Source organism: Pseudomonas chlororaphis subsp. aurantiaca (assembly GCF_013466605.1).
Lineage (GTDB): Bacteria > Pseudomonadota > Gammaproteobacteria > Pseudomonadales > Pseudomonadaceae > Aquipseudomonas > Aquipseudomonas chlororaphis_I.
This window is the reverse complement of sequence record NZ_CP059162.1, coordinates 1,544,192-1,562,952: the sequence shown is the minus strand read 5'-3', so window position 1 is coordinate 1,562,952 and position 18,761 is coordinate 1,544,192. Positions and strand designations below refer to the sequence as shown.

The window sequence follows — 18,761 nt, the reverse complement described above, 5'->3', positions numbered from 1 at the left end:
GGATGAAAAAGGCCCGCCAGAAAAATGCTCTGGCGTTTCTTTTAACAACTGACACTGCAACTTGCCAGGCATCCAGCACTGAATCGCCCTGGGTTTCGTAGACACCTCTTTACCTTAAACTGAGGCCAATTAGGAGGTGCCATGAGCAACCCGCGTTACCCCGAAGAATTCAAAATCCAAGCGGTCAATCAAGTGACCGAAAAGAAGCTGCCTGTTGCTGATGTAGCGGCCCGTCTTGGCGTGTCGACGCATAGCTTATATGCCTGGATAAAGCGCTACAGCAAACCTCAAGAAGAACGACAGCAAGACGATGATCAGCACGCTGAACTGCGTCGTCTGCGAGCAGAATTCAAGCGCGTCACTGAAGAGCGAGACATCTTAAAAAAGGCCGCCGCGTACTTTGCCAAGGAGTGCGGCTGAAGTACGCCTTTATCAAGCAGCGCGCGGGCGACTATTCGATTCGGCGGCTTTGTCTGACGCTTAAAGTCCATCCCAGCGGTTATTACGCCTGGCTGTCCGAGCCGCAATCTGTACGCGCCAAAGACGACCAGCGACTGCTGGGTTTGATCAAGCATTCATGGCTGGAGAGTGGCGGCGTTTATGGCTATCGCAAAGTCCATGACGATCTGCGCGAGGTCGGTGAAGATTGTGGTCGCCATCGTGTAGCGAGGCTGATGCGTCTTGAAGGTCTGCGCTCTCAGACAGGGTATCGACGCCGCCCTGGAAAGTACGGCGGTAAGCCAGCGGTCGCCTCACCCAATTTGCTGAAGCGCCAGTTTGATGTCGTAGAACCCAACAAAGTTTGGGTCACCTACATTCGCACTTATGAAGGCTGGCTGTATTTGGCTGTGGTGTTGGATCTGTTTTCTCGCCAGGTCGTTGGCTGGTCAATGAAGTCGCAGATGACCAGTGATTTGGCTATTGACGCGTTGTTGATGGCGGTTTGGAGGCGTAAACCGAAGCAAGAAGTGATGGTTCATTCCGACCAAGGCAGCCAGTACAGCAGCTCCGATTGGCGCAGCTTTTTGAAGGCAAACAATTTGGTTGCCAGCATGAGCCGCCGAGGCAACTGTCATGACAACGCTGTGGCCGAGAGCTTTTTCCAGCTTCTGAAACGGGAACGGATCAAGCGAAAAATCTACACCTCGCGGCAAGATGCTCGTAGTGATGTGTTCGATTACATCGAGATGTTCTACAACGCAAAACGCCGTCATGGTTTCAACAATCAGCTGTCACCGGCAGAGTTTGAAAAGCGTTACGCAATGAGCTTGCAAGGTGTCTAGAGAATCCGGGGCGATTCATACGGCACCTATGCCGAACGCCGAACCTACTTGTGGGATGAATTTCGCCCATTGCTGGACTACGTAGAGAAAGGTGGATCGTCACCAGCAGACCACGTTGTCACTGGTGCAATCGAGCGGTTTGATTCCGAGCATGTGAGAGTCGCATGGACGAAATCACTGGAACGCCGCACCACTGATCCAGAAGGCGCAATTACTATGGCGCGTACCCTTCTCGAATCGGTTTGCAAGCACATCCTAGAAGAAGCTGGGATCGACTATGACGATACCCCAGACCTCAACAAGCTTTACCGTCAAACGGCTGAATTGCTCAATCTTGCACCCTCACAACACACAGAAAAGGTTTTCAAGCAGATCCTTGGCGGCTGCACGTCCGTAGTCGAAGGACTGGGGGCTTTGAGGAACCGCCTGAGCGACTCCCATGGCACAGGTAAAGCTGGCGTGAAACCAGCTCCAAGGCATGCTGAACTGGCTGTGAATCTGGCAGGCTCGCTTGCTCTATACCTGCTCGGCACATGGGAGGCTAAATCTACCAAACCCGTCTGATACCCGAGCAAAGGAGCCGTCCTGACTTTTTAGCAGAAGGTAAACGGCGCACGAACAAACGAAAAAATGACTGAAATAACCTAAGACGGCAAAAATTTTACGTACTATCCCTACGTACAACGACCAAAACCCATAAACGAAAAACCCCCGCAAATCAACGACTTGCGAGGGCTTTATACGTATGGCGGAGAGATAGGGATTCGAACCCTAGGTACCCGCGAAGGTACAACGGATTTCGAATCCGTCCCATTCGGCCACTCTGGCATCTCTCCAACGGCGCGCATCATAACAGCACCTTTGCCCGAAGCGAAGCCCCTCGGGCAAATTTTTTCCGTGCTATCAGTCGGTTGCGTCGATTACAGCGGTACGCCCAGACGGTTTGCGACTTCTTCGTAGGCTTCGATCACATCACCGAGGCCTTGACGGAAGCGGTCCTTGTCCATCTTCTTGCGGGTTTCCTTGTCCCACAGGCGGCAGCCATCCGGGCTGAATTCGTCGCCCAGGACGATCTGGCCGTGGAATACGCCGAACTCCAGCTTGAAGTCCACCAGCAGCAGGCCAGCATCGTCGAACAGCTTGCTCAGGACTTCGTTGACCTTGAGCGACAGTTCTTTCATGCGCGCCAGTTGCTCGGCGGTGCCCCAGCCGAACGCCACGACGTGGGATTCGTTGATGAACGGGTCGCCCTTGGCGTCGTCCTTCAGGAACAGTTCGAAGGTGTAAGGGTTGAGTTTCAGGCCCTCTTCCACACCCAGGCGCTTGACCAGGCTGCCGGCGGCGTAGTTACGCACGACGCATTCGACCGGGATCATGTCCAGCTTCTTCACCAGGCACTCGTTGTCGCCCAGCAGCTTGTCGAATTGGGTCGGCACGCCGGCCTCTTCGAGCTTCTGCATGATGAAGGCGTTGAACTTGTTGTTCACCATGCCTTTGCGATCGAGCTGCTCGATACGCTTGCCGTCGAACGCCGAGGTGTCGTTGCGAAACAGCAGGACCAGGCGGTCGGCGGCGTCGGTCTTGTAAACCGATTTGGCTTTGCCACGGTAGAGTTCTTCACGTTTTTCCATGATGGGCTCCGCTTGCTAAGTAGGTGGGCTAGGCGATGTGGCGCCAGTCGAGCCCTGAATCTTGATCGGCCAGTTGCAGCCAGTCCGGGTCGCACCCGAGGGTGTCGACAAAACATCGCCGGGCCAGCTGCGGCAGGTTGTTCTTGCTGCTGAGGTGGGCCAGTACCAGATGCTGCAGATCCTGCCAGCCCAACTCGGCCACCAGGCTTGCGGCCTGGTGGTTGTTCAAATGTCCCATTTCTCCACCGACCCGCTGCTTGAGGAAATACGGGTAGTAACCTCGGGCCAGCATGTCGCGACAGTGATTGGCCTCGATCATCAAGGCATCCAGCCCGCGATAGCGGTCGATCACCGTGTCGCAGTAGGAACCCAGGTCGGTCAGCAGGCCGAAACGCCGCTGACCGTCACTGAACACGTACTGCACAGGCTCCAGCGCATCGTGAGCGACGCGGGTCACGTCGATGCTCAAGGCACCGACCTGAAGCGTCTCGCCGCCGGCGAGAAAACCCGCGGCCTCCACCGGCTTGCGCATCCCGCGCAACGTGCCGCGACTGAGGTAGACCGGTAAATTGTAGCGCCGAGACAGCAAACCCACGCCATGCACGTGGTCGGCATGTTCGTGGGTTACCAGAATCGCGCTCAGCTGCGCGGGGGCTACCCCCAGGCGCAGCAGACGCCGCTCGGTTTCGCGCAAGGAGAAACCACAATCCACCAGGACGTATGTGTCGTCACTGGCTATCAGCGTGCCATTCCCTTGACTACCACTGCCGAGAACGGCGAAACGCATCGGATCAGCCCAGGTTGTCCTGAATCACGGTCAACACTTTGCGCGCCACTTCAGGCGGGGCAACGGTGTTGATGTCCTTCTCGACAGTAACCTGGACGTTGTCGCCCACCTTGCTCAGGCGAACCTGATAACGCTCGGCGCGGGCTTCGATCTCTTCCTTGGCCGGTGCGCTGCCGAACAACTTGCCGAAGAAGCCCGGCTCGTCATTTTTCTTCTCGGCTTTTTCCGCCAGGTTGATGTAGTACAGGCCCAGGCTGCGGTTGATGTCTTCAACACGCCACTCGCCCTGCTCCAGGGCACGGCCGACGCTCGACCAGGCGCGATCGAGGTCTTCGCCGAGGTTGAGCACCACGTTGCCGCTGCCGTCTTCGGTGAGGCTGACGCGGCTTGGGGTATCGAAATCACGGGCGGCCAGCAGGGAGACCGAACCGCCCTTCTCGGCGCTGCGGCTCATGCTGGCGAGCATTTCGTCGACCAGCGCGGCATCCAGGCTGGTGTTGACCGAACGGTTGGTGAAATCGACATTGGACGTGCTGCCGACAGGACGCTCGGCGCTGACCACGTAGACTTCACTGGTATTGCGCTGCACGCCAGGTTCGATACGCACCCGCACGCGGGTTTCGTTATCGGCCGAACCTACGCTGCCCAGGCGCTTGGCCATGGATGCGGAGAGTTCGTCGGAACGCTGCCAGGCGGTGCTGAACTCGCCGGTTTGCGGGCGTTGTTCGTCAATACGGAAACCGTTGTCCTGGAAGAACTGCATGGCCACCGGCCAGACTTCGGCCGGGGCGTGCTGGGCCATGACCCAACGCGCATCGCCGCTCTTCTGCAGGGTGTAGTCGCTGGCATCGGCCACCGAGCCCAACGGCTGCGGACGCGGCACGATGTATTCACCCTTGACGGTGTCGTCGGCCACGTTGCGCGGGATAGGCAGCAGCGGATCAAGGCGTTTGGAGGTGCTGACATCCGATGGCAGTTGCATCGGTGCGGTCTGTTGCGCTTGCAGGTAATCGCTGCCGCGATCACGGAAATAGCCTTCCGGCCCCCAAATCCAACCGCAGCCACTGGTGCTGGAGATAATCAAGGCAAGTGCGGAAAGTCCGGCCAATCGCTTCATGCGTAGTACTTCCTCAATTAAACCAATACGCCGGACTGGCGCATGGCCTGCCGCAGCGGTTCGTGACAGGCAGCACTGAGCCAGGTGAGCGGCAGACGGATACCGTTCGCCATCAAGCCCATCTCGCACAGGGCCCATTTCACGGGAATAGGGTTGGATTCGATAAACAGCGTCTTGTTGAGCGGCATCAGCTTCTCGTGGATCGCCCGGGCGGTGGCGGCATCGCCACGCATCGCGGCGGCGCACATCTCGCTCATGGCTTTTGGCGCCACGTTGGCGGTCACCGAAATATTGCCCTTGCCGCCCAGCAGGATCAGTTCGACGGCGGTTGCGTCGTCGCCGGAATACACCAGGAAGTCGCTGCTCACGCCGGCCAGGATATCCTTGGCGCGCTGCAGGTCACCGGTAGCTTCCTTGATGCCGATGATGTTCGGCACGGTCGACAGGCGGATCACGGTCTCGGCCTGCATGTCGCAAGCGGTGCGGCCCGGCACGTTATAGAGGATCTGCGGGATATCGACGGCTTCGGCAATGGCGCGGAAATGCTGATACAGGCCTTCTTGCGTCGGCTTGTTGTAATAAGGGGTCACCAGCAGGCACGCGTCGGCACCGGCGATCTTCGCATTGGTGGTCAGCTCGATCGCTTCGCGCGTCGAGTTCGCGCCGGTACCGGCGATCACCGGGATGCGCCCTGCAACCTGAGCGACCACGCGACGAATCACCTCGATGTGTTCGTTCACATCGAGGGTAGCCGACTCACCTGTAGTGCCGACCGCCACAATGGCGTTGGTGCCCTCTTGCAGGTGGAAGTCCACCAGTTTGCTCAGGCTGTCCCAGTCGAGACGACCCTGTGCATCCATGGGTGTGACCAGTGCCACCATACTGCCCGCAATCATGCAACCGCTCCTGCCGGAAAAAGAGAGCGGTAATGGTACTGGCGCCAAGATGCTTGCACAAGCGAAGTACCGCGCTGCGAGCATTCCCCTGAGCGATGTATTTCGCTACCCTTCAGGCTTTGATCGGTACTGATAAGCTTGTACGCCGGGTTCCAGCCTCCCTTTTCGGCATCCGAAGCCCCAATCCCGCGTTGCCGCCCTTCGCTCTCGCCTTTATGGAGCTCGTCGCAACCGGGCGGTTCAGGGCTTCTGAAACCGCATCCGGACGTTTACCCGGTACTCGAGCCTGCAAAAGTATCGACCGCTCATCGCTTTAGGAATGCTGCATGTCCACCCCCACAGTCCGCGAACAATTCCTTGTCATCAGTGCCCTCGGCGCCAACCCCATGGAGCTGACCAACGTCCTGTGCCGCGCCAGCCATGAAAACCGCTGCGCCGTGGTGACCTCCCGCCTGACCCGCCATGGCGAGTGCAGCGCGCTGGTCCTGGAGGTTTCCGGTAGCTGGGACGCCCTGGCGCGCCTGGAGGCCGGCCTGCCGTCGCTGGCGAAGAAATACGCCTTCACCGTCAACGTGGTACGCAGCGCGGCCCTGGAAAACCGCCCGCAGGCCCTGCCTTATGTGGCTTACGTCAGCGCCGCCTACCGCCCGGACATCGTCAACGAACTGTGCCAGTTCTTCATCGACCACCATGTCGAGCTGGAAAACCTGACCTGCGACACCTACCAGGCTCCGCAGACCGGCGGCACCATGCTCAACGCCACCTTTACCGTGACCTTGCCGGCCGGCACCCAGATCAGCTGGCTGCGCGATCAGTTCCTGGATTTCGCCGACGCAATGAATCTCGATGCGTTGATCGAACCCTGGCGCCCACAGAACCCAATGTAAGGAAGCCCTAATGGCCGTTGCCATCGACCAACCTGTTGCCAACTTCGAAGCCCCGGCCACCAGCGGTCAGACCGTCAGCCTCGCCGCGCTCAAGGGCAAGCAGGTGGTGATCTACTTCTACCCCAAGGACAGCACCCCGGGCTGCACCACCGAAGGCCAGGGCTTTCGCGATCAATACGCCGCGTTCAAGGCCGCCAACACCGAGGTGTTCGGCGTCTCCCGCGATGGCCTGAAGTCCCACGAGAACTTCAAGTGCAAGCAGGAATTCCCCTTCGAGCTGATCAGCGACAAGGACGAAGCCGTCTGCCAATTGTTCGACGTGATCAAGCTGAAGAAGCTCTACGGCAAGGAATACATGGGCGTCGATCGCAGCACCTTCCTGATCGACAAGAATGGCGTGCTGCGCCAGGAATGGCGTGGCGTGAAAGTGCCAGGCCACGTGGATGCGGTACTGGCTGCCGCCCAGGCGCTGAACAAGGCCTGAGCAGGGTAACCGACTAAAAAAAGGGGGCGACTGAATCAGCCGCCCCCTTTTCATTTCCAGAACAGAGCCATTCTAGAGCAAGGGCGCCACGACCGGCTCCTTGCGCGGCCAGGCATCCAGTACCGCCTTGAACAGGGTGGCCAGGGGAATCGCGAAAAATACGCCCCAGAAGCCCCACAACCCGCCAAACAGCAGCACCGCGCAGATGATCGCCACTGGATGCAGGTTCACGGCCTCGGAGAATAGCAGCGGCACCAGCACATTGCCGTCCAGGGCCTGAATGATCCCATAGACCGCCATCAGATAGATGAACTGGTCGCTCCAGCCCCACTGGAACAAGGCGATCAGCGCCACCGGCACGGTCACCACCACCGCCCCGACGTAAGGCACCACCACCGAAATCCCCACCAGCAACGCCAGCAGGGCCGCGTAGTTCAGGCCCAAGGCCACGAAGGCGATGTAGGTCACTGCGCCGCAAATGACGATCTCGATCACCTTGCCACGAATGTAATTGGCGATCTGCCGGTTCATCTCCTGGGCCACCCGAGTGATCAACGCCCGCTCGCGCGGCAGGTAACCGCGCACCCACTGGCTGATCATCGCCCGGTCCTTGAGGAAGAAAAACACCAGGATCGGCACCAGCACCAGATAGATCATGATGTTGACCAGCAGCGGCAGGCTGGACAGCGAAAAGGTCAGCGCCCACTGGCCGAACTTGCCGATTTCGCCGCGCGCCACCTCGATCGCCTGTAACACCTGTTCGTCGGACACCAGGTGCGGATAACGCTCCGGCAACAGCAGAAGCAGCGATTGCCACTTGGCGAGCATTCCCGGCAGCTCGTTGAACAAGGTGATCAACTGGTGCCACAGCAGCGGCACGACGACCACGATGAACACCAGCAGCAGCCCCATGAACAAGGCAAAGACCAGGCCCACCGCCGCCCCGCCAGGCAAACGCCAGCGCTCCAGAGTGAGCACCAGCCCCTGCATCAGGTAGGCCAGCACCATTCCCGCCAACACTGGCGCGAGCATGCCACCCAGGGTCAGCACGGCGGTGAAGGCCAGGAATAGCAGAACGGCCAGTACCACGGCCTCTTCATCGGAGAAGTAGCGCTGAATCCAGTCGCGTAACACTTTGAACATCAATGATCCTTAGACAGAGGCGCGATGATTTCCGGGGCGGTTCAGGCCTTCTTCAGCCAGTAACGATAGACCCCGGCTTCGTCTTCCTCGCGAAGCAGGGTATGACCGGCCAAACGGGCAAAGGTGCGAAAGTCGCGCTGGGAACCGGCATCCGTGGCGATCACCTTGAGTACCGCGCCGCTGGCCAGGCGATTGAGTTCCATCTTGGCCTTGAGCAGCGGCAGCGGGCAGTTCAGGCCGCTGGCATCGAGCTCGGCGTCGTGGGCTACAGCATCAGTCATTGCGTCACTCCGGGAGGGTCGTCGAGGTGCCTAGAATATCTGGTCCAAGGCCTGGTGTCCGGCTACAGTAGACTCTTTGTCGACTAAGGCTTTGTGCATGACTTTTTTGCGCCCTACCCTGCTGACGCTCGCTTGCCTGCTCGCCTCACCAGGCTTCGCCGACGACCTGCCGTCACTCGGTGATGCCAGTTCTGCCATTGTCTCGCCCCAACAGGAACACCAACTGGGCCGCGCCTGGCTGGCGTTGCTGCGCAGCCAGGTTTCGCAACTCAACGACCCGCAACTCAAGGACTATGTCGAAACCAGCGTCTACAAGCTGGTCGAGACCAGCCAGGTCAACGACCGGCGCCTCGAGTTCATCCTGATCAACAGCCCGCAGCTCAACGCCTTTGCCGCTCCAGGCGGCATTGTCGGGGTCAACGGTGGGCTGTTCCTCAACGCCCAGACCGAAGGCGAATACGCCTCGGTACTGGCTCACGAATTGGCTCACCTGTCACAACGCCACTTCGCCCGTGGGGTCGAGGCCTCGCAACGCATGCAGGTGCCGATGATGGCCGCCCTGCTGGCCGGCATCGTGATCGCCGCGGCGGGTGGTGGCGACGCCGGGATCGCCGCCATTGCCGGCACCCAGGCTGCGGCCATCCAGGAACAACGGCGCTTTTCCCGGCAAAACGAGCAGGAAGCCGACCGCATTGGCATCCTCAACCTGGAAAAGGCCGGTTATGACCCGCGCTCCATGCCGACCATGTTCGAACGCCTGATGCGCCAGTACCGCTTCGACGCCAAGCCGCCGGAGTTCCTGCTGACTCACCCGGTTACCGAATCGCGGATCGCCGACACCCGAAACCGCGCTGAACAGGCCAAGGCCGGCGGCAAGGAAGACAGCCTGCGCTACCAGCTGATTCGCGCACGAGTGCAACTGATCTACGAAGAGTCTCCCGGCATGGGCGCCAAGCGTTTTCGCGCCCAGCTCGACGAAAACCCGAAAAACGACATCGCCCGCTACGGCCTCGCCATCGCCCAGATCAAGGGAAGCCAGTTCAACGATGCCCGGGAAAACCTCAAGCATCTGCTGGCCAAGCAGCCTAACGACATCACTTACAACCTGGCCCAGATCGACCTGGATACCGCCACCAGCCGCTTTTCCGATGCCCAGGCCCGGGTGGATAAAATACTTGCGCAGTACCCGGGCAACTATCCACTGAATCAGGTCAGGGTCGACCTGCTGCTCAAGCAGAATCGCCCGGCGGACGCCGAAAAGGCCCTGGAAAGCCTGCTCAAGACCCGCTCCGATGATCCGGATGTCTGGTACTCAGTGGCGGAAACCCGTGGCCTGTCCGGCAACATCATCGGCCTGCATCAGGCGCGGGCCGAATACTTTGCCCTGGTCGGCGATTATCGCCAGGCGATCCAGCAGCTGGATTTCGCCAAACGCCGCGCCGGCAGCAACTTCCCCCTGTCTTCGCGGATCGACGCCCGTCAGCGTGAGTTGATGGACCAGGAGCAAATGGTCAAGGACATGATGCGCTGAGCCCCATCGGCGCCCACAAAAAAGCCCGCCTCTTTCGAGGCGGGCTTTTTATTGCGCGATCAACCCGCTAAGCGGATTACTCGGCCAGCTTGAAGGTAATGAAGCTGGCGCGCCCCTGACGCAGAACACGCATCGATACCGAACGGTTCTTCGGCAGCGCCTGGGCGATTTCAGTGAAGTTCTTGGTCGAAGTGATCGCCTGATTGTTCAGGTGAGTGATCACATCGCCCGGCTGCAGGCCGATCAGCGCGGCCGGGCCGTCCTGAACTTCCTTGATCACCACACCGCCCTTGAGGTCGTAGGCTTTCTTCTGCTCATCGGTCAGCTCGACCACCGCAACACCCAGACGGTTGCTGCTGCGCTCGACACCGGACTTGCTGATGACATCCAGGGTCTTGTCTTCGTCCGGAATCGCACCAACGGTCAATTCGACGTTCTTGCGTTTGCCGTCACGAATCACTTCAAGGTTGGCTTTCGCGCCCGCCTTGAGGGCACCCACCAGATGCGGCAGGTCCGCCGACATGATGATCGGTTGACCGTTCATGCTCAGGATCACATCGCCCACCTGCAGGCCGCCCTTGGCCGCCGGGCCATCGTCCTGGATCTGAGCCACCAGCGCACCGGCCGGTTTCTCCAGGCCGAAGGATTCCGCCAGATCCTTGTTCACTTCCTGGATGACCACGCCCAGCCAGCCGCGGCTGACTTTGCCACCGGCTTTCAGCTGGTTGGAAACGTCCATGGCGACATCGATCGGGATAGCGAAGGACACACCCATGAAGCCGCCGGAACGGGTATAGATCTGCGAGTTGATACCCACCACTTCACCGGCCAGGTTGAACAGCGGACCACCGGAGTTACCCGGGTTGATCGGCACGTCGGTCTGGATGAACGGCACGTAGTTTTCGTTCGGCAGGCTACGACCGATGGCGCTGACGATGCCCTGGGTCACGGTGTGGTCAAAACCAAACGGCGAACCGATGGCCACTACCCACTGGCCGGCCTTCAGGTCCTGGGATTTGCCCAGTTTCAGCACCGGCAGGTCCTTGCCATCGATTTTCAGCAATGCCACGTCGGAGCGTGGATCGGTACCGATCAGCTTGGCTTTCAGTTCGCTGCGGTCAGCCAGGCGGACAAGGATTTCATCCGCGTCGGCAATCACATGGTTATTGGTCAGGATGTAACCATCCGAGGAAATGATGAAGCCAGAACCCAGGGACTGGGCTTCACGCTGGCGATCGCCCCGTGGCGAACGTGGCTGCGGCGGCATGCCACGCTCGAAAAACTCGCGCAGCATCGGCGGCAAGCCTTCGAGATCCGGCATCTGGGCGGAAACCTGGCGGTCCGGGAGCTTCTGCGTGGTACTGATATTGACCACCGCGGGCGATGCCTGCTCGACCAGTTGCGTGAAGTCAGGCAAGTCCGCCGCCTGCGCGGTAACGGCCTGACCGAGCACCAGCACAGTAGCGAAAATGGAGAGATAGGATTTCAAACGTGGTATCGACATACGGCTCCCATTACAACGAGCGTGGTTAAGCGATAGGGACAAGAAATACCAGGCGACTCGCGCAGTAATTTTGTCCCGGAAACGACAAACAAGGCCAGAACCTAGTGGCTCTGACCTATAAGAAAAAACAGGGGGTTTTGCAAATGAAAATGTTCACCGAACATTTAGATATCTCGATTGCAGAGCTGGCATTGCAGACCTCTTACACAACCAACATTAACGCTCGATGAACACCTGGGGCTGTACTCACTGCGCCTTGGGCGCAGCGGCGTCGGTACGCATCGACAAGGCGATCCGTTCGGCGGTGCCGATAGGGATCTCACCCACCACCGTTACCATCATTTCGCCTTCAGGCGTGGTCAGGCGCCGGGATACCGCCACGGTCGGGCCCAGTTGAGTACGGGTGTCGGTCACCGTCGCACCATTGAGCGGCTCGAGGAACACCGAGAAGCGGGCCAGGCCATCGTCATACATCAGGCTGTTGACCATGGCCTTGGTCTCGGGATCCTTGCGCGCACTGCTGCTGGTCAACTCGAAGCCTGGTGGCAACCAGTCGGAATGCCAGGCCTGCGCAGCCTTCACCGCGGAAGCCTTGTCGCTGTCCAGGGCCACAGCCTTGCATTCGGCGCTGGCCTGCAACTCGCTGTCCTTCGGCACATCCGCCGTATCCAGGCGAGTGAACTGGAAGCGCTCGAGCAACTGCCCCTTATCGTTCAATAGCAACGATTTCAGCGGTAGGCCCGTTTCGCGGTCCAGATGCAATTCAAAACCATAACGGTGCTGGTCCCGCGGGGTCAGGGAAACAATGACCGCTGCACGCCCAGCCACACGCGACTTGCCGATGACGGCAAGGTCGTACCAATTCTTGAGCTTTTCTGGATCGAGTGAGTGGGCCGAAGCGTTGGGGGCATCCCCCAGTCCAGCCACCAGCGTACCGCTGACACATTGGGTACGCCCATCAACACGCACAACCTCTTGAGCGGAACCGTCGAGCTGAATCAACCGCTCGCGGACCTGGCCATCCTGGACGCGATGCCAGATGTTATGGGTAGAAAAACTACCGTTACGCTCGTAGACGAAAGTACCCTGGAAGCTTTGCTGCTGTTCGGCTTGCCCAAGACGTTTCAACCAATCCTGAGCTTCGTCGGCGTGGGCTGGAACAATGAACCAGCCACTGAGCAGAAGCGAGAGTAGAGGGATGGCGCGCATGATCCTCCTTAACGGTTTTCCAGGCTCGCCGCACGAGCATAAGGCAGAGCGCTTTCAGTGCCCTTCAGTGCAGCTTGTTGAGCATGCTGACGCAGGTAGCTTGGCAGACGCTGATCGTGCCAGCCTGGCTGACCTTGCAATACGCCGCTGGCCATAGGGCCTGTGGCTTCCGAACTCTCATTGTAGCCGGCCAATACAGCTGGGCCTTTTACTTGAGGAGCGGCCAGGGTTGGCTGGTTCGATTGCTGCGCCAGTTCGACACCAGCGATCTCGTCCTGGTTGTATAGGCGAACACCCGCCAGCACGGCAACGGTCACCGAAGCGGCAACAGCCAGGCGACCCAGGCTGCGCCATGGACCACGAGTGGCCTTGGCCGGTACGGCTTCGTCAGCCAGCGCAGCAGAAACGGCCGCGGCGATGTCCAGACGCGGAAGCAGCAATTCCTTGTGCATGGCCGCCCGGGCGATCTGGTAACGAGCCCAGGTCTCACGGGTTTCCACTTCGTCGACGGCATTCAATACCCGACGCAATTCCAGTTCGTCCGCTTCGTTATCCATCACCGCGGACAGCGATTCCTGCAGGGCTTCACGACTCATGGCGGTTCCTCTCTTGGCTGTCGCCGCTGTCTCAGGTTTCCTGCAACAACGGCTGCAGGGCTTTATCGATGGCTTCCCGAGCGCGGAAAATCCGGGAGCGCACGGTACCCACCGGACATTGCATGACGCTGGCAATGTCCTCGTAACTCAGACCATCGAATTCACGTAAAGTTAAAGCCGTACGCAAATCTTCTGGCAGTTGCTGAATGGTTCGATGGACGGTGCCTTCGATCTCATCCCGCAGCAATGCGCGCTCCGGCGATTCGAGATCCTTGAGGCCATGATCGCCATCGTAGAACTCCGCATCCTCGGAACTGACATCGCTATCCGGCGGCCGGCGACCGCGTGAAACCAGATAGTTTTTCGCCGTGTTGATGGCGATACGATACAGCCACGTATAAAACGCACTGTCACCGCGGAAATTACCAAGCGCACGGTAAGCCTTGATAAAGGCTTCTTGTGCAACATCCTGGGCTTCATGGGTGTCGTGCACAAAACGCACGATCAACCCGAGAATTTTGTGCTGGTATTTCAGCACTAGCAGATCGAAAGCTCGCTTGTCGCCGCGCTGAACGCGCTCGACCAGCTGCTGATCCTCTTCCTGGGTTAGCATGAACACTCCTCGATAAGCTCGGAGGAGGCTTGCATAACTAAACGATCAGGCTTGCAAACATAGACTCGGGCTTTTCGCAAAAGTTCTCCCCCTCCAAGCAAGTTTCCTGCGGGCTCTGATTTGGCACGCACGAAAAACGCAGCGCGGGCAAGGCCGGCTGCGCGAATAATCCTGTCGTCGAATTGAGTTGCATGACCACAACACAAGTCCTGCATAAAAACCGACGCTGTCCCTTCTATCAGGCAACCTTCTATTGAGTTTGGGGCCGTGTCAAAAGTTCCCAATCTTTATAGCCTTGCAGAGCGAACATTGTGTAACCATGAAGAGAAAAAGGTTGCTACATCTTCGATACAGTCGCCAGCTCCCCGACTTGACGGAAAAATCGAGCCACCCATCACTGCCTCGCAACACCGCCTTTCCCGCGCCCATAATTTCATAATGCCACGCAGGCACCGCTATTGTGCCGATCCCCCCCTCTATATACTAGTGGGCTGCATGGCTGCTTTGACTCGCCGATCCAGGCGTCTTGCGCCAACCCCGACCCGGGTCGCTTTTGAGCGGAATCTTCCAATGAGCCAACAGTTTCAACATGATGTTCTGGTGATAGGCAGCGGCGCTGCCGGTTTGAGCCTTGCGCTGACCTTGCCCGGTCATCTGCGCATTGCCGTATTGAGCAAGGGCGATCTCGCCAATGGCTCGACTTATTGGGCTCAGGGTGGCGTCGCAGCGGTGCTGGACGACACCGATACCGTCGAATCCCACGTCGACGACACCCTCAATGCCGGCGGCGGCCTGTGCCACGAAGACGCGGTACGGTTTACCGTCGAGCATAGCCGCGAGGCCATTCAGTGGCTGATCGATCAGGGCGTGCCCTTCACCCGTGACGAACAATCGGGCAATGAAGACCGTGGTTTCGAATTCCACCTGACCCGCGAAGGCGGCCACAGCCATCGCCGCATCATCCATGCCGCCGACGCCACCGGCGCGGCCATCTTCACGACATTGCTGGACCAGGCCCGGCAACGCTCGAACATCGAACTGCTGGAACAGCGGGTCGCCGTCGATCTGATTACCGAAAAACGCCTGGGGCTGGAAGGCGATCGCTGCCTCGGCGCCTATGTACTCAACCGCGCCACCGGTGAAGTCGACACCTACGGTGCGCGCTTTGTCATCCTCGCTTCCGGCGGTGCCGCCAAGGTCTATCTCTATACCAGCAACCCCGATGGCGCCTGTGGCGATGGCATCGCCATGGCCTGGCGTTCGGGCTGCCGGGTGGCCAACCTGGAGTTCAACCAGTTCCACCCGACCTGCCTCTACCATCCGCAGGCCAAGAGCTTCCTGATCACCGAAGCCCTGCGCGGCGAGGGCGCGCACCTGAAGCTGCCCAACGGCGAACGCTTCATGCCGCGCTTCGACCCGCGTGCCGAACTGGCGCCGCGGGATATCGTCGCCCGAGCCATCGACCATGAAATGAAGCGCCTGGGTATCGATTGCGTGTACCTGGACATCAGCCACAAGCCGGAAGCCTTTATCAAAAGCCACTTCCCGACCGTGTACGAGCGCTGCCTGGAGTTCTCCATCGACATCACCAAGCAGCCGATCCCGGTGGTACCGGCCGCGCACTACACCTGCGGCGGGGTTATGGTCGACCAGCAGGGCCGCACCGACGTTCCGGGCCTGTATGCCATTGGCGAAACCAGCTTCACCGGCCTGCACGGCGCCAACCGCATGGCCAGCAACTCGCTGTTGGAATGCTTCGTCTATGCCCGTTCCGCGGCCGCCGACATTCTCGAGCAACTGCCGCAGATCGCCATTCCGATCGCCCTGCCCGCCTGGGACGCCAGCCAGGTCACCGATTCCGACGAGGACGTGATCATTGCGCACAACTGGGACGAACTGCGGCGATTCATGTGGGACTATGTCGGCATCGTGCGCACCAACAAGCGCCTGCAACGGGCTCAGCACCGGGTGCGCCTGCTGCTGGACGAAATCGATGAGTTCTACAGCAACTACAAGGTCAGCCGCGACCTGATCGAGTTGCGCAACCTGGCCCAGGTCGCCGAGCTGATGATTCGCTCGGCCATGGAGCGCAAGGAAAGCCGTGGCCTGCATTACACTCTCGACTACCCGAACCTGCTGCCCGAAGCACTGGACACTATTCTGGTGCCACCCACCTACGGCGACTGAACTTGAGCCGCACGCGCAGGCGCCGATGCACATCGGCCGCCTGCGCATCCCGCGGCACACAGACCGACCTCACCCAGCGCTCGCCCGGCAGGCGAAAACGCAACACCACCAGCAACGGCAGCGCCAGGCTGTCAGGGCACAGTTGCACCGGCCGCCAGCCCTGCCCCGCGCACCACAATTGCCAGCCATCGGCATCGCGACGCAGACCGCTGAAAGCCGAGGGATGATTCAGCAGAATCCGCCGAGGCAACGCCCAGACTCCGTGGCCCAGGCACAACACAACCCCGAGCAGACGGGCCCAGAACGGAATATCGAGCATCAGCAAGGCGCCCAGCGCGAACAGCTGGGCCAGGAGATAGGCCGCCAGCAATTGCCTGGAAGGCTGCCAGCGGCATTCGAAGGTGTTACTTGGGTTGGACACGATCCAGGATCATGCGGACCATGCGTTGCAGCTCGGGATCTTCGGATTCGGAGCGTTCCATGAACCAGCCGAACATGTCCTGGTCTTCGCATTCGAGCAGCCTGACGTAGCAGGCACGGTCAACATCGTTCAGATGCGGATAGACTTCTTTCACGAATGGCACCAGCAACACGTCCAGTTCCAGCATGCCGCGGCGGCTGTGCCAATAGAGGCGGTTCAGTTCAACATCTTCGACCATGGAGCGCTCCTCAAATAGAGCGCAAGTATACAGCCCGACGGACGCCAGAACAGTCGGCTTTGGTCGGTCGCCACCCATCCTTTGTGAACTACCCATTTCAAGGGCACCACCTTATGATGTTCGCCAGACTTTTTACCCTGCGATGACCCATGGCTGATTCCGCTTTTTTCTGCTCACTGTCCCACGAGGGCATTCTCGCCGTCCGCGGCCCCGATGCCAGCAAGTTCCTTCAGGGCCAGCTGACCTGCAACCTCAATTACCTCAGCGATAGCCAATCCAGCCTGGGCGCTCGTTGCACCCAGAAAGGCCGCATGCAATCGAGCTTTCGTATCCTGCTCGAAGGCGATGGCTGCCTGCTGGCCATGGCCACCGAGCTGCTGGAGCCGCAACTGGCGGACCTGAAAAAATACGCGGTGTTTTCCAAGGCCAAGCTCAGTGATGAAAGCGCCCTGTGGGTACGCTTCGGCCTGGGCAACGCCGATGCGCTGCTGGCCGGCCTCGGGCTGGAACTGCCGGCGGAAGACGGCGCGGTCGCCCGCAACGACGGCCTGATCGCCATTCGTGCCTCAGCGGACCGGGCCGAGCTCTGGGCCCCGGCAGATAAAGCTGAAGACCTGCGCGAAAAGCTGACCGCGCAACTGCCCGAAGGCGATCTCAATCAATGGTTGCTGGGCCAGATCCGCGCCGGTATCGGCCAGGTCATGCCGGCCACCCGCGAGCTGTTCATCCCGCAAATGCTCAATCTGCAGGCCATCGGCGGCGTCAGTTTCAAGAAAGGCTGCTACACCGGCCAGGAAATCGTCGCCCGCATGCAGTACCTGGGCAAACTCAAGCGCCGCCTGTACCGCCTGGCCCTGAACGTCGAAGAGCTGCCGGAACCCGGCACCCCGCTGTTCTCCCCGACCCACGGCAGCTCCATCGGCGAAGTGGTGATCGCCGCGCGTGCCGAACAAAACATTGAACTCCTGGCCGTACTGCAAGCCGAAGCCGCAGAGGATGGCAATCTCCATCTCGGCGCGCTTGAAGGTCCCGGGCTGCAGCTGCTGGACCTGCCTTACCAGCTGGATCGCGATCGAGAAATCCAGCGCTGATCGCCGCAACTTCCTGCAACACCCCTAGAGAACAGAAATGAGTGAGCTGGCGGAAAAGGTCCAACAGGATTTGGTTGAGGCCATCGATAACGATGACCTGGTTCTGCCAACATTACCGGAAGTGGCCCTGCAGATTCGCCGGGCCGCTGAAGATCCGGAAATCAGCGTCAGCACCCTGAGCAAAGTGATTGGCCGTGATACGGCGCTGTCGGCGCGCCTGATCAAAGTGGTCAACAGCCCGCTGCTGCGCGCCACCCAGGAAGTCACCGACCTGCACACCGCGATTACCCGGCTGGGTGTCAATTACAGCAGCAACCTGGCCATCGGCCTGGTCATGGAGCAGATTTTCCATGCCCGCTCGGAGGTAATCGCGCAGAAAATGCACGACGTCTGGCGCAAAAGCCTGGAAGTGGCCGGCGTCAGCTATGCCCTGTGCCGCAGCCATACCCAGTTGAAACCCGACCAGGCCGCCCTTGGCGGACTGGTGCATCAGATCGGCGTGCTGCCGATCCTGACCTATGCGGAAGATCACTATGAGCTGCTGTCCGACCCGGTCAGCCTCAACCACGTGATCGAACGCATCCACCCGTTACTGGGCGACAAGCTGCTACAGGTCTGGGAGTTTCCGGAACAGCTGGCCAAATTGCCGGGGCAGTACCTGGACTTCAAGCGCCAGTCCGTACGTGTGGATTACGTCGACCTGGTGCAGGTCGCCAGCCTGTATTGCCACAAGGACACCAACCACCCGCTGGCGAAGATCGATATCCTCAGCGTGCCGGCCTTCAAAAAGCTCGGGATCGACCCCGAGAACAAGGTGATGTGCAGCGATCTGGCCGAATCGCAGTCAATGTTCTACTGAACC

20 protein-coding genes and 1 tRNA gene are annotated in these 18,761 nt (G+C 59.7%); 8 read left to right on the top strand and 13 right to left on the bottom strand.

All coding sequences use genetic code 11. The features are described from left to right. Positions 1–141 precede the first annotated feature (141 nt). Positions 142–1,283 (top strand): IS3 family transposase gene (locus H0I86_RS07115; protein WP_180924511.1). Its coding sequence is split into 2 segments (ribosomal slippage): positions 142–376 and positions 376–1,283, totalling 1,143 coding nucleotides; the frame shifts between segments, so codons are not numbered across the junction. A gap of 69 nt (positions 1,284–1,352) precedes the next feature. Continuing rightward, entirely contained in the window at positions 1,353–1,847 is a 495-nt protein-coding gene (locus H0I86_RS31935; RefSeq protein ID WP_258019409.1) for an abortive infection family protein, read from the top strand. 182 nt (positions 1,848–2,029) lie between these two features. Here H0I86_RS31935 and H0I86_RS07105 read toward each other — a convergent pair. The 5 genes from H0I86_RS07105 to dapA form a co-directional block, all read right to left on the bottom strand. Continuing rightward, a tRNA-Ser gene (locus H0I86_RS07105) sits at positions 2,030–2,119 on the bottom strand. Positions 2,120–2,203: 84 nt separating this feature from the next. Then, positions 2,204–2,914, bottom strand: a complete 711-nt coding sequence (gene purC / locus H0I86_RS07100; RefSeq protein WP_180924510.1) for a phosphoribosylaminoimidazolesuccinocarboxamide synthase — start codon at positions 2,912–2,914, stop codon at positions 2,204–2,206. Between the two features lie 28 nt (positions 2,915–2,942). Next, entirely contained in the window at positions 2,943–3,701 is a 759-nt protein-coding gene (locus tag H0I86_RS07095) for an MBL fold metallo-hydrolase (RefSeq protein WP_180924509.1), read from the bottom strand. Between the two features lie 4 nt (positions 3,702–3,705). Further along, complete coding sequence (gene bamC, locus H0I86_RS07090; protein ID WP_009047492.1) at positions 3,706–4,818, bottom strand: NlpB/DapX family lipoprotein; 1,113 nt, start codon at positions 4,816–4,818, stop codon at positions 3,706–3,708. 17 nt (positions 4,819–4,835) lie between these two features. Beyond that, the gene (gene dapA, locus H0I86_RS07085) at positions 4,836–5,714 is read right to left on the bottom strand and encodes a 4-hydroxy-tetrahydrodipicolinate synthase (protein WP_009042590.1); all 879 of its coding nucleotides are present in this window, start codon (positions 5,712–5,714) and stop codon (positions 4,836–4,838) included. Between the two features lie 326 nt (positions 5,715–6,040). Here dapA and H0I86_RS07080 point away from each other — a divergent pair, with 326 nt between their 5' ends. After that, complete coding sequence (locus H0I86_RS07080) at positions 6,041–6,601, top strand: glycine cleavage system transcriptional repressor (protein ID WP_007930238.1); 561 nt, start codon at positions 6,041–6,043, stop codon at positions 6,599–6,601. 10 nt (positions 6,602–6,611) lie between these two features. Beyond that, positions 6,612–7,085 carry a peroxiredoxin gene (locus H0I86_RS07075; protein WP_023968160.1) on the top strand — a complete coding sequence of 158 codons (474 nt, stop codon included), beginning with the start codon at positions 6,612–6,614 and terminating at the stop codon, positions 7,083–7,085. Positions 7,086–7,157: 72 nt separating this feature from the next. On the opposite strand, the gene H0I86_RS07070 is transcribed toward H0I86_RS07075, so the two are convergent. Then, complete coding sequence (locus tag H0I86_RS07070; protein WP_180924508.1) at positions 7,158–8,228, bottom strand: AI-2E family transporter; 1,071 nt, start codon at positions 8,226–8,228, stop codon at positions 7,158–7,160. A gap of 41 nt (positions 8,229–8,269) precedes the next feature. Continuing rightward, complete coding sequence (locus H0I86_RS07065; protein ID WP_007930235.1) at positions 8,270–8,509, bottom strand: sulfurtransferase TusA family protein; 240 nt, start codon at positions 8,507–8,509, stop codon at positions 8,270–8,272. Between the two features lie 97 nt (positions 8,510–8,606). On the opposite strand from H0I86_RS07065, the gene H0I86_RS07060 reads away from it, so the two are divergent. Continuing rightward, the gene (locus H0I86_RS07060) at positions 8,607–10,040 is read left to right on the top strand and encodes a M48 family metalloprotease (protein ID WP_180924507.1); all 1,434 of its coding nucleotides are present in this window, start codon (positions 8,607–8,609) and stop codon (positions 10,038–10,040) included. Positions 10,041–10,116: 76 nt separating this feature from the next. On the opposite strand, the gene H0I86_RS07055 is transcribed toward H0I86_RS07060, so the two are convergent. From H0I86_RS07055 to rpoE, 4 genes are all read right to left on the bottom strand, one after another. Further along, positions 10,117–11,544 (bottom strand): DegQ family serine endoprotease, encoded by a 1,428-nt coding sequence (locus tag H0I86_RS07055; RefSeq protein ID WP_180924506.1) that lies wholly within the window; start codon positions 11,542–11,544, stop codon positions 10,117–10,119. A gap of 246 nt (positions 11,545–11,790) precedes the next feature. Continuing rightward, on the bottom strand, positions 11,791–12,753 hold the full coding sequence (locus tag H0I86_RS07050; RefSeq protein WP_180924505.1) for a MucB/RseB C-terminal domain-containing protein: 963 nt from the start codon (positions 12,751–12,753) through the stop codon (positions 11,791–11,793). Between the two features lie 8 nt (positions 12,754–12,761). After that, positions 12,762–13,349 carry a sigma-E factor negative regulatory protein gene (locus H0I86_RS07045; RefSeq protein WP_180924504.1) on the bottom strand — a complete coding sequence of 196 codons (588 nt, stop codon included), beginning with the start codon at positions 13,347–13,349 and terminating at the stop codon, positions 12,762–12,764. A gap of 31 nt (positions 13,350–13,380) precedes the next feature. Beyond that, positions 13,381–13,962 (bottom strand): RNA polymerase sigma factor RpoE/AlgU, encoded by a 582-nt coding sequence (gene rpoE / locus H0I86_RS07040; protein WP_007930230.1) that lies wholly within the window; start codon positions 13,960–13,962, stop codon positions 13,381–13,383. A 570-nt stretch (positions 13,963–14,532) separates the two neighbouring features. On the opposite strand from rpoE, the gene nadB reads away from it, so the two are divergent. Then, complete coding sequence (gene nadB, locus H0I86_RS07035) at positions 14,533–16,149, top strand: L-aspartate oxidase (RefSeq protein ID WP_180924503.1); 1,617 nt, start codon at positions 14,533–14,535, stop codon at positions 16,147–16,149. On the opposite strand, the gene H0I86_RS07030 is transcribed toward nadB, so the two are convergent. Together H0I86_RS07030 and H0I86_RS07025 are read right to left on the bottom strand one after the other, a co-directional pair. Beyond that, on the bottom strand, positions 16,118–16,570 hold the full coding sequence (locus tag H0I86_RS07030) for a protein YgfX (RefSeq protein ID WP_180924502.1): 453 nt from the start codon (positions 16,568–16,570) through the stop codon (positions 16,118–16,120). The genes nadB and H0I86_RS07030 overlap by 32 nt on opposite strands. Beyond that, entirely contained in the window at positions 16,554–16,808 is a 255-nt protein-coding gene (locus H0I86_RS07025; RefSeq protein ID WP_007930227.1) for an FAD assembly factor SdhE, read from the bottom strand. The genes H0I86_RS07030 and H0I86_RS07025 overlap by 17 nt, the downstream gene beginning before the upstream one ends. Before the next feature lie 149 nt (positions 16,809–16,957). On the opposite strand from H0I86_RS07025, the gene ygfZ reads away from it, so the two are divergent. Then, the gene (gene ygfZ, locus H0I86_RS07020; protein ID WP_180924501.1) at positions 16,958–17,899 is read left to right on the top strand and encodes a CAF17-like 4Fe-4S cluster assembly/insertion protein YgfZ; all 942 of its coding nucleotides are present in this window, start codon (positions 16,958–16,960) and stop codon (positions 17,897–17,899) included. A gap of 37 nt (positions 17,900–17,936) precedes the next feature. Next, on the top strand, positions 17,937–18,758 hold the full coding sequence (locus tag H0I86_RS07015; protein WP_180924500.1) for an HDOD domain-containing protein: 822 nt from the start codon (positions 17,937–17,939) through the stop codon (positions 18,756–18,758). Positions 18,759–18,761: the final 3 nt, after the last annotated feature.

Coding starts and splice junctions, on each gene's coding strand:
- purC (WP_180924510.1), bottom strand. CDS start 2,914: ATGGAAAAACGTGAAGAACTCTACCGTGGCAAAGCCAAATCGGTTTAC.
- H0I86_RS07095 (WP_180924509.1), bottom strand. CDS start 3,701: ATGCGTTTCGCCGTTCTCGGCAGTGGTAGTCAAGGGAATGGCACGCTG.
- bamC (WP_009047492.1), bottom strand. CDS start 4,818: ATGAAGCGATTGGCCGGACTTTCCGCACTTGCCTTGATTATCTCCAGC.
- dapA (WP_009042590.1), bottom strand. CDS start 5,714: ATGATTGCGGGCAGTATGGTGGCACTGGTCACACCCATGGATGCACAG.
- H0I86_RS07080 (WP_007930238.1), top strand. CDS start 6,041: ATGTCCACCCCCACAGTCCGCGAACAATTCCTTGTCATCAGTGCCCTC.
- H0I86_RS07075 (WP_023968160.1), top strand. CDS start 6,612: ATGGCCGTTGCCATCGACCAACCTGTTGCCAACTTCGAAGCCCCGGCC.
- H0I86_RS07070 (WP_180924508.1), bottom strand. CDS start 8,228: ATGTTCAAAGTGTTACGCGACTGGATTCAGCGCTACTTCTCCGATGAA.
- H0I86_RS07065 (WP_007930235.1), bottom strand. CDS start 8,509: ATGACTGATGCTGTAGCCCACGACGCCGAGCTCGATGCCAGCGGCCTG.
- H0I86_RS07060 (WP_180924507.1), top strand. CDS start 8,607: ATGACTTTTTTGCGCCCTACCCTGCTGACGCTCGCTTGCCTGCTCGCC.
- H0I86_RS07055 (WP_180924506.1), bottom strand. CDS start 11,544: ATGTCGATACCACGTTTGAAATCCTATCTCTCCATTTTCGCTACTGTG.
- H0I86_RS07050 (WP_180924505.1), bottom strand. CDS start 12,753: ATGCGCGCCATCCCTCTACTCTCGCTTCTGCTCAGTGGCTGGTTCATT.
- H0I86_RS07045 (WP_180924504.1), bottom strand. CDS start 13,349: ATGAGTCGTGAAGCCCTGCAGGAATCGCTGTCCGCGGTGATGGATAAC.
- rpoE (WP_007930230.1), bottom strand. CDS start 13,962: ATGCTAACCCAGGAAGAGGATCAGCAGCTGGTCGAGCGCGTTCAGCGC.
- nadB (WP_180924503.1), top strand. CDS start 14,533: ATGAGCCAACAGTTTCAACATGATGTTCTGGTGATAGGCAGCGGCGCT.
- H0I86_RS07025 (WP_007930227.1), bottom strand. CDS start 16,808: ATGGTCGAAGATGTTGAACTGAACCGCCTCTATTGGCACAGCCGCCGC.
- ygfZ (WP_180924501.1), top strand. CDS start 16,958: ATGGCTGATTCCGCTTTTTTCTGCTCACTGTCCCACGAGGGCATTCTC.
- H0I86_RS07015 (WP_180924500.1), top strand. CDS start 17,937: ATGAGTGAGCTGGCGGAAAAGGTCCAACAGGATTTGGTTGAGGCCATC.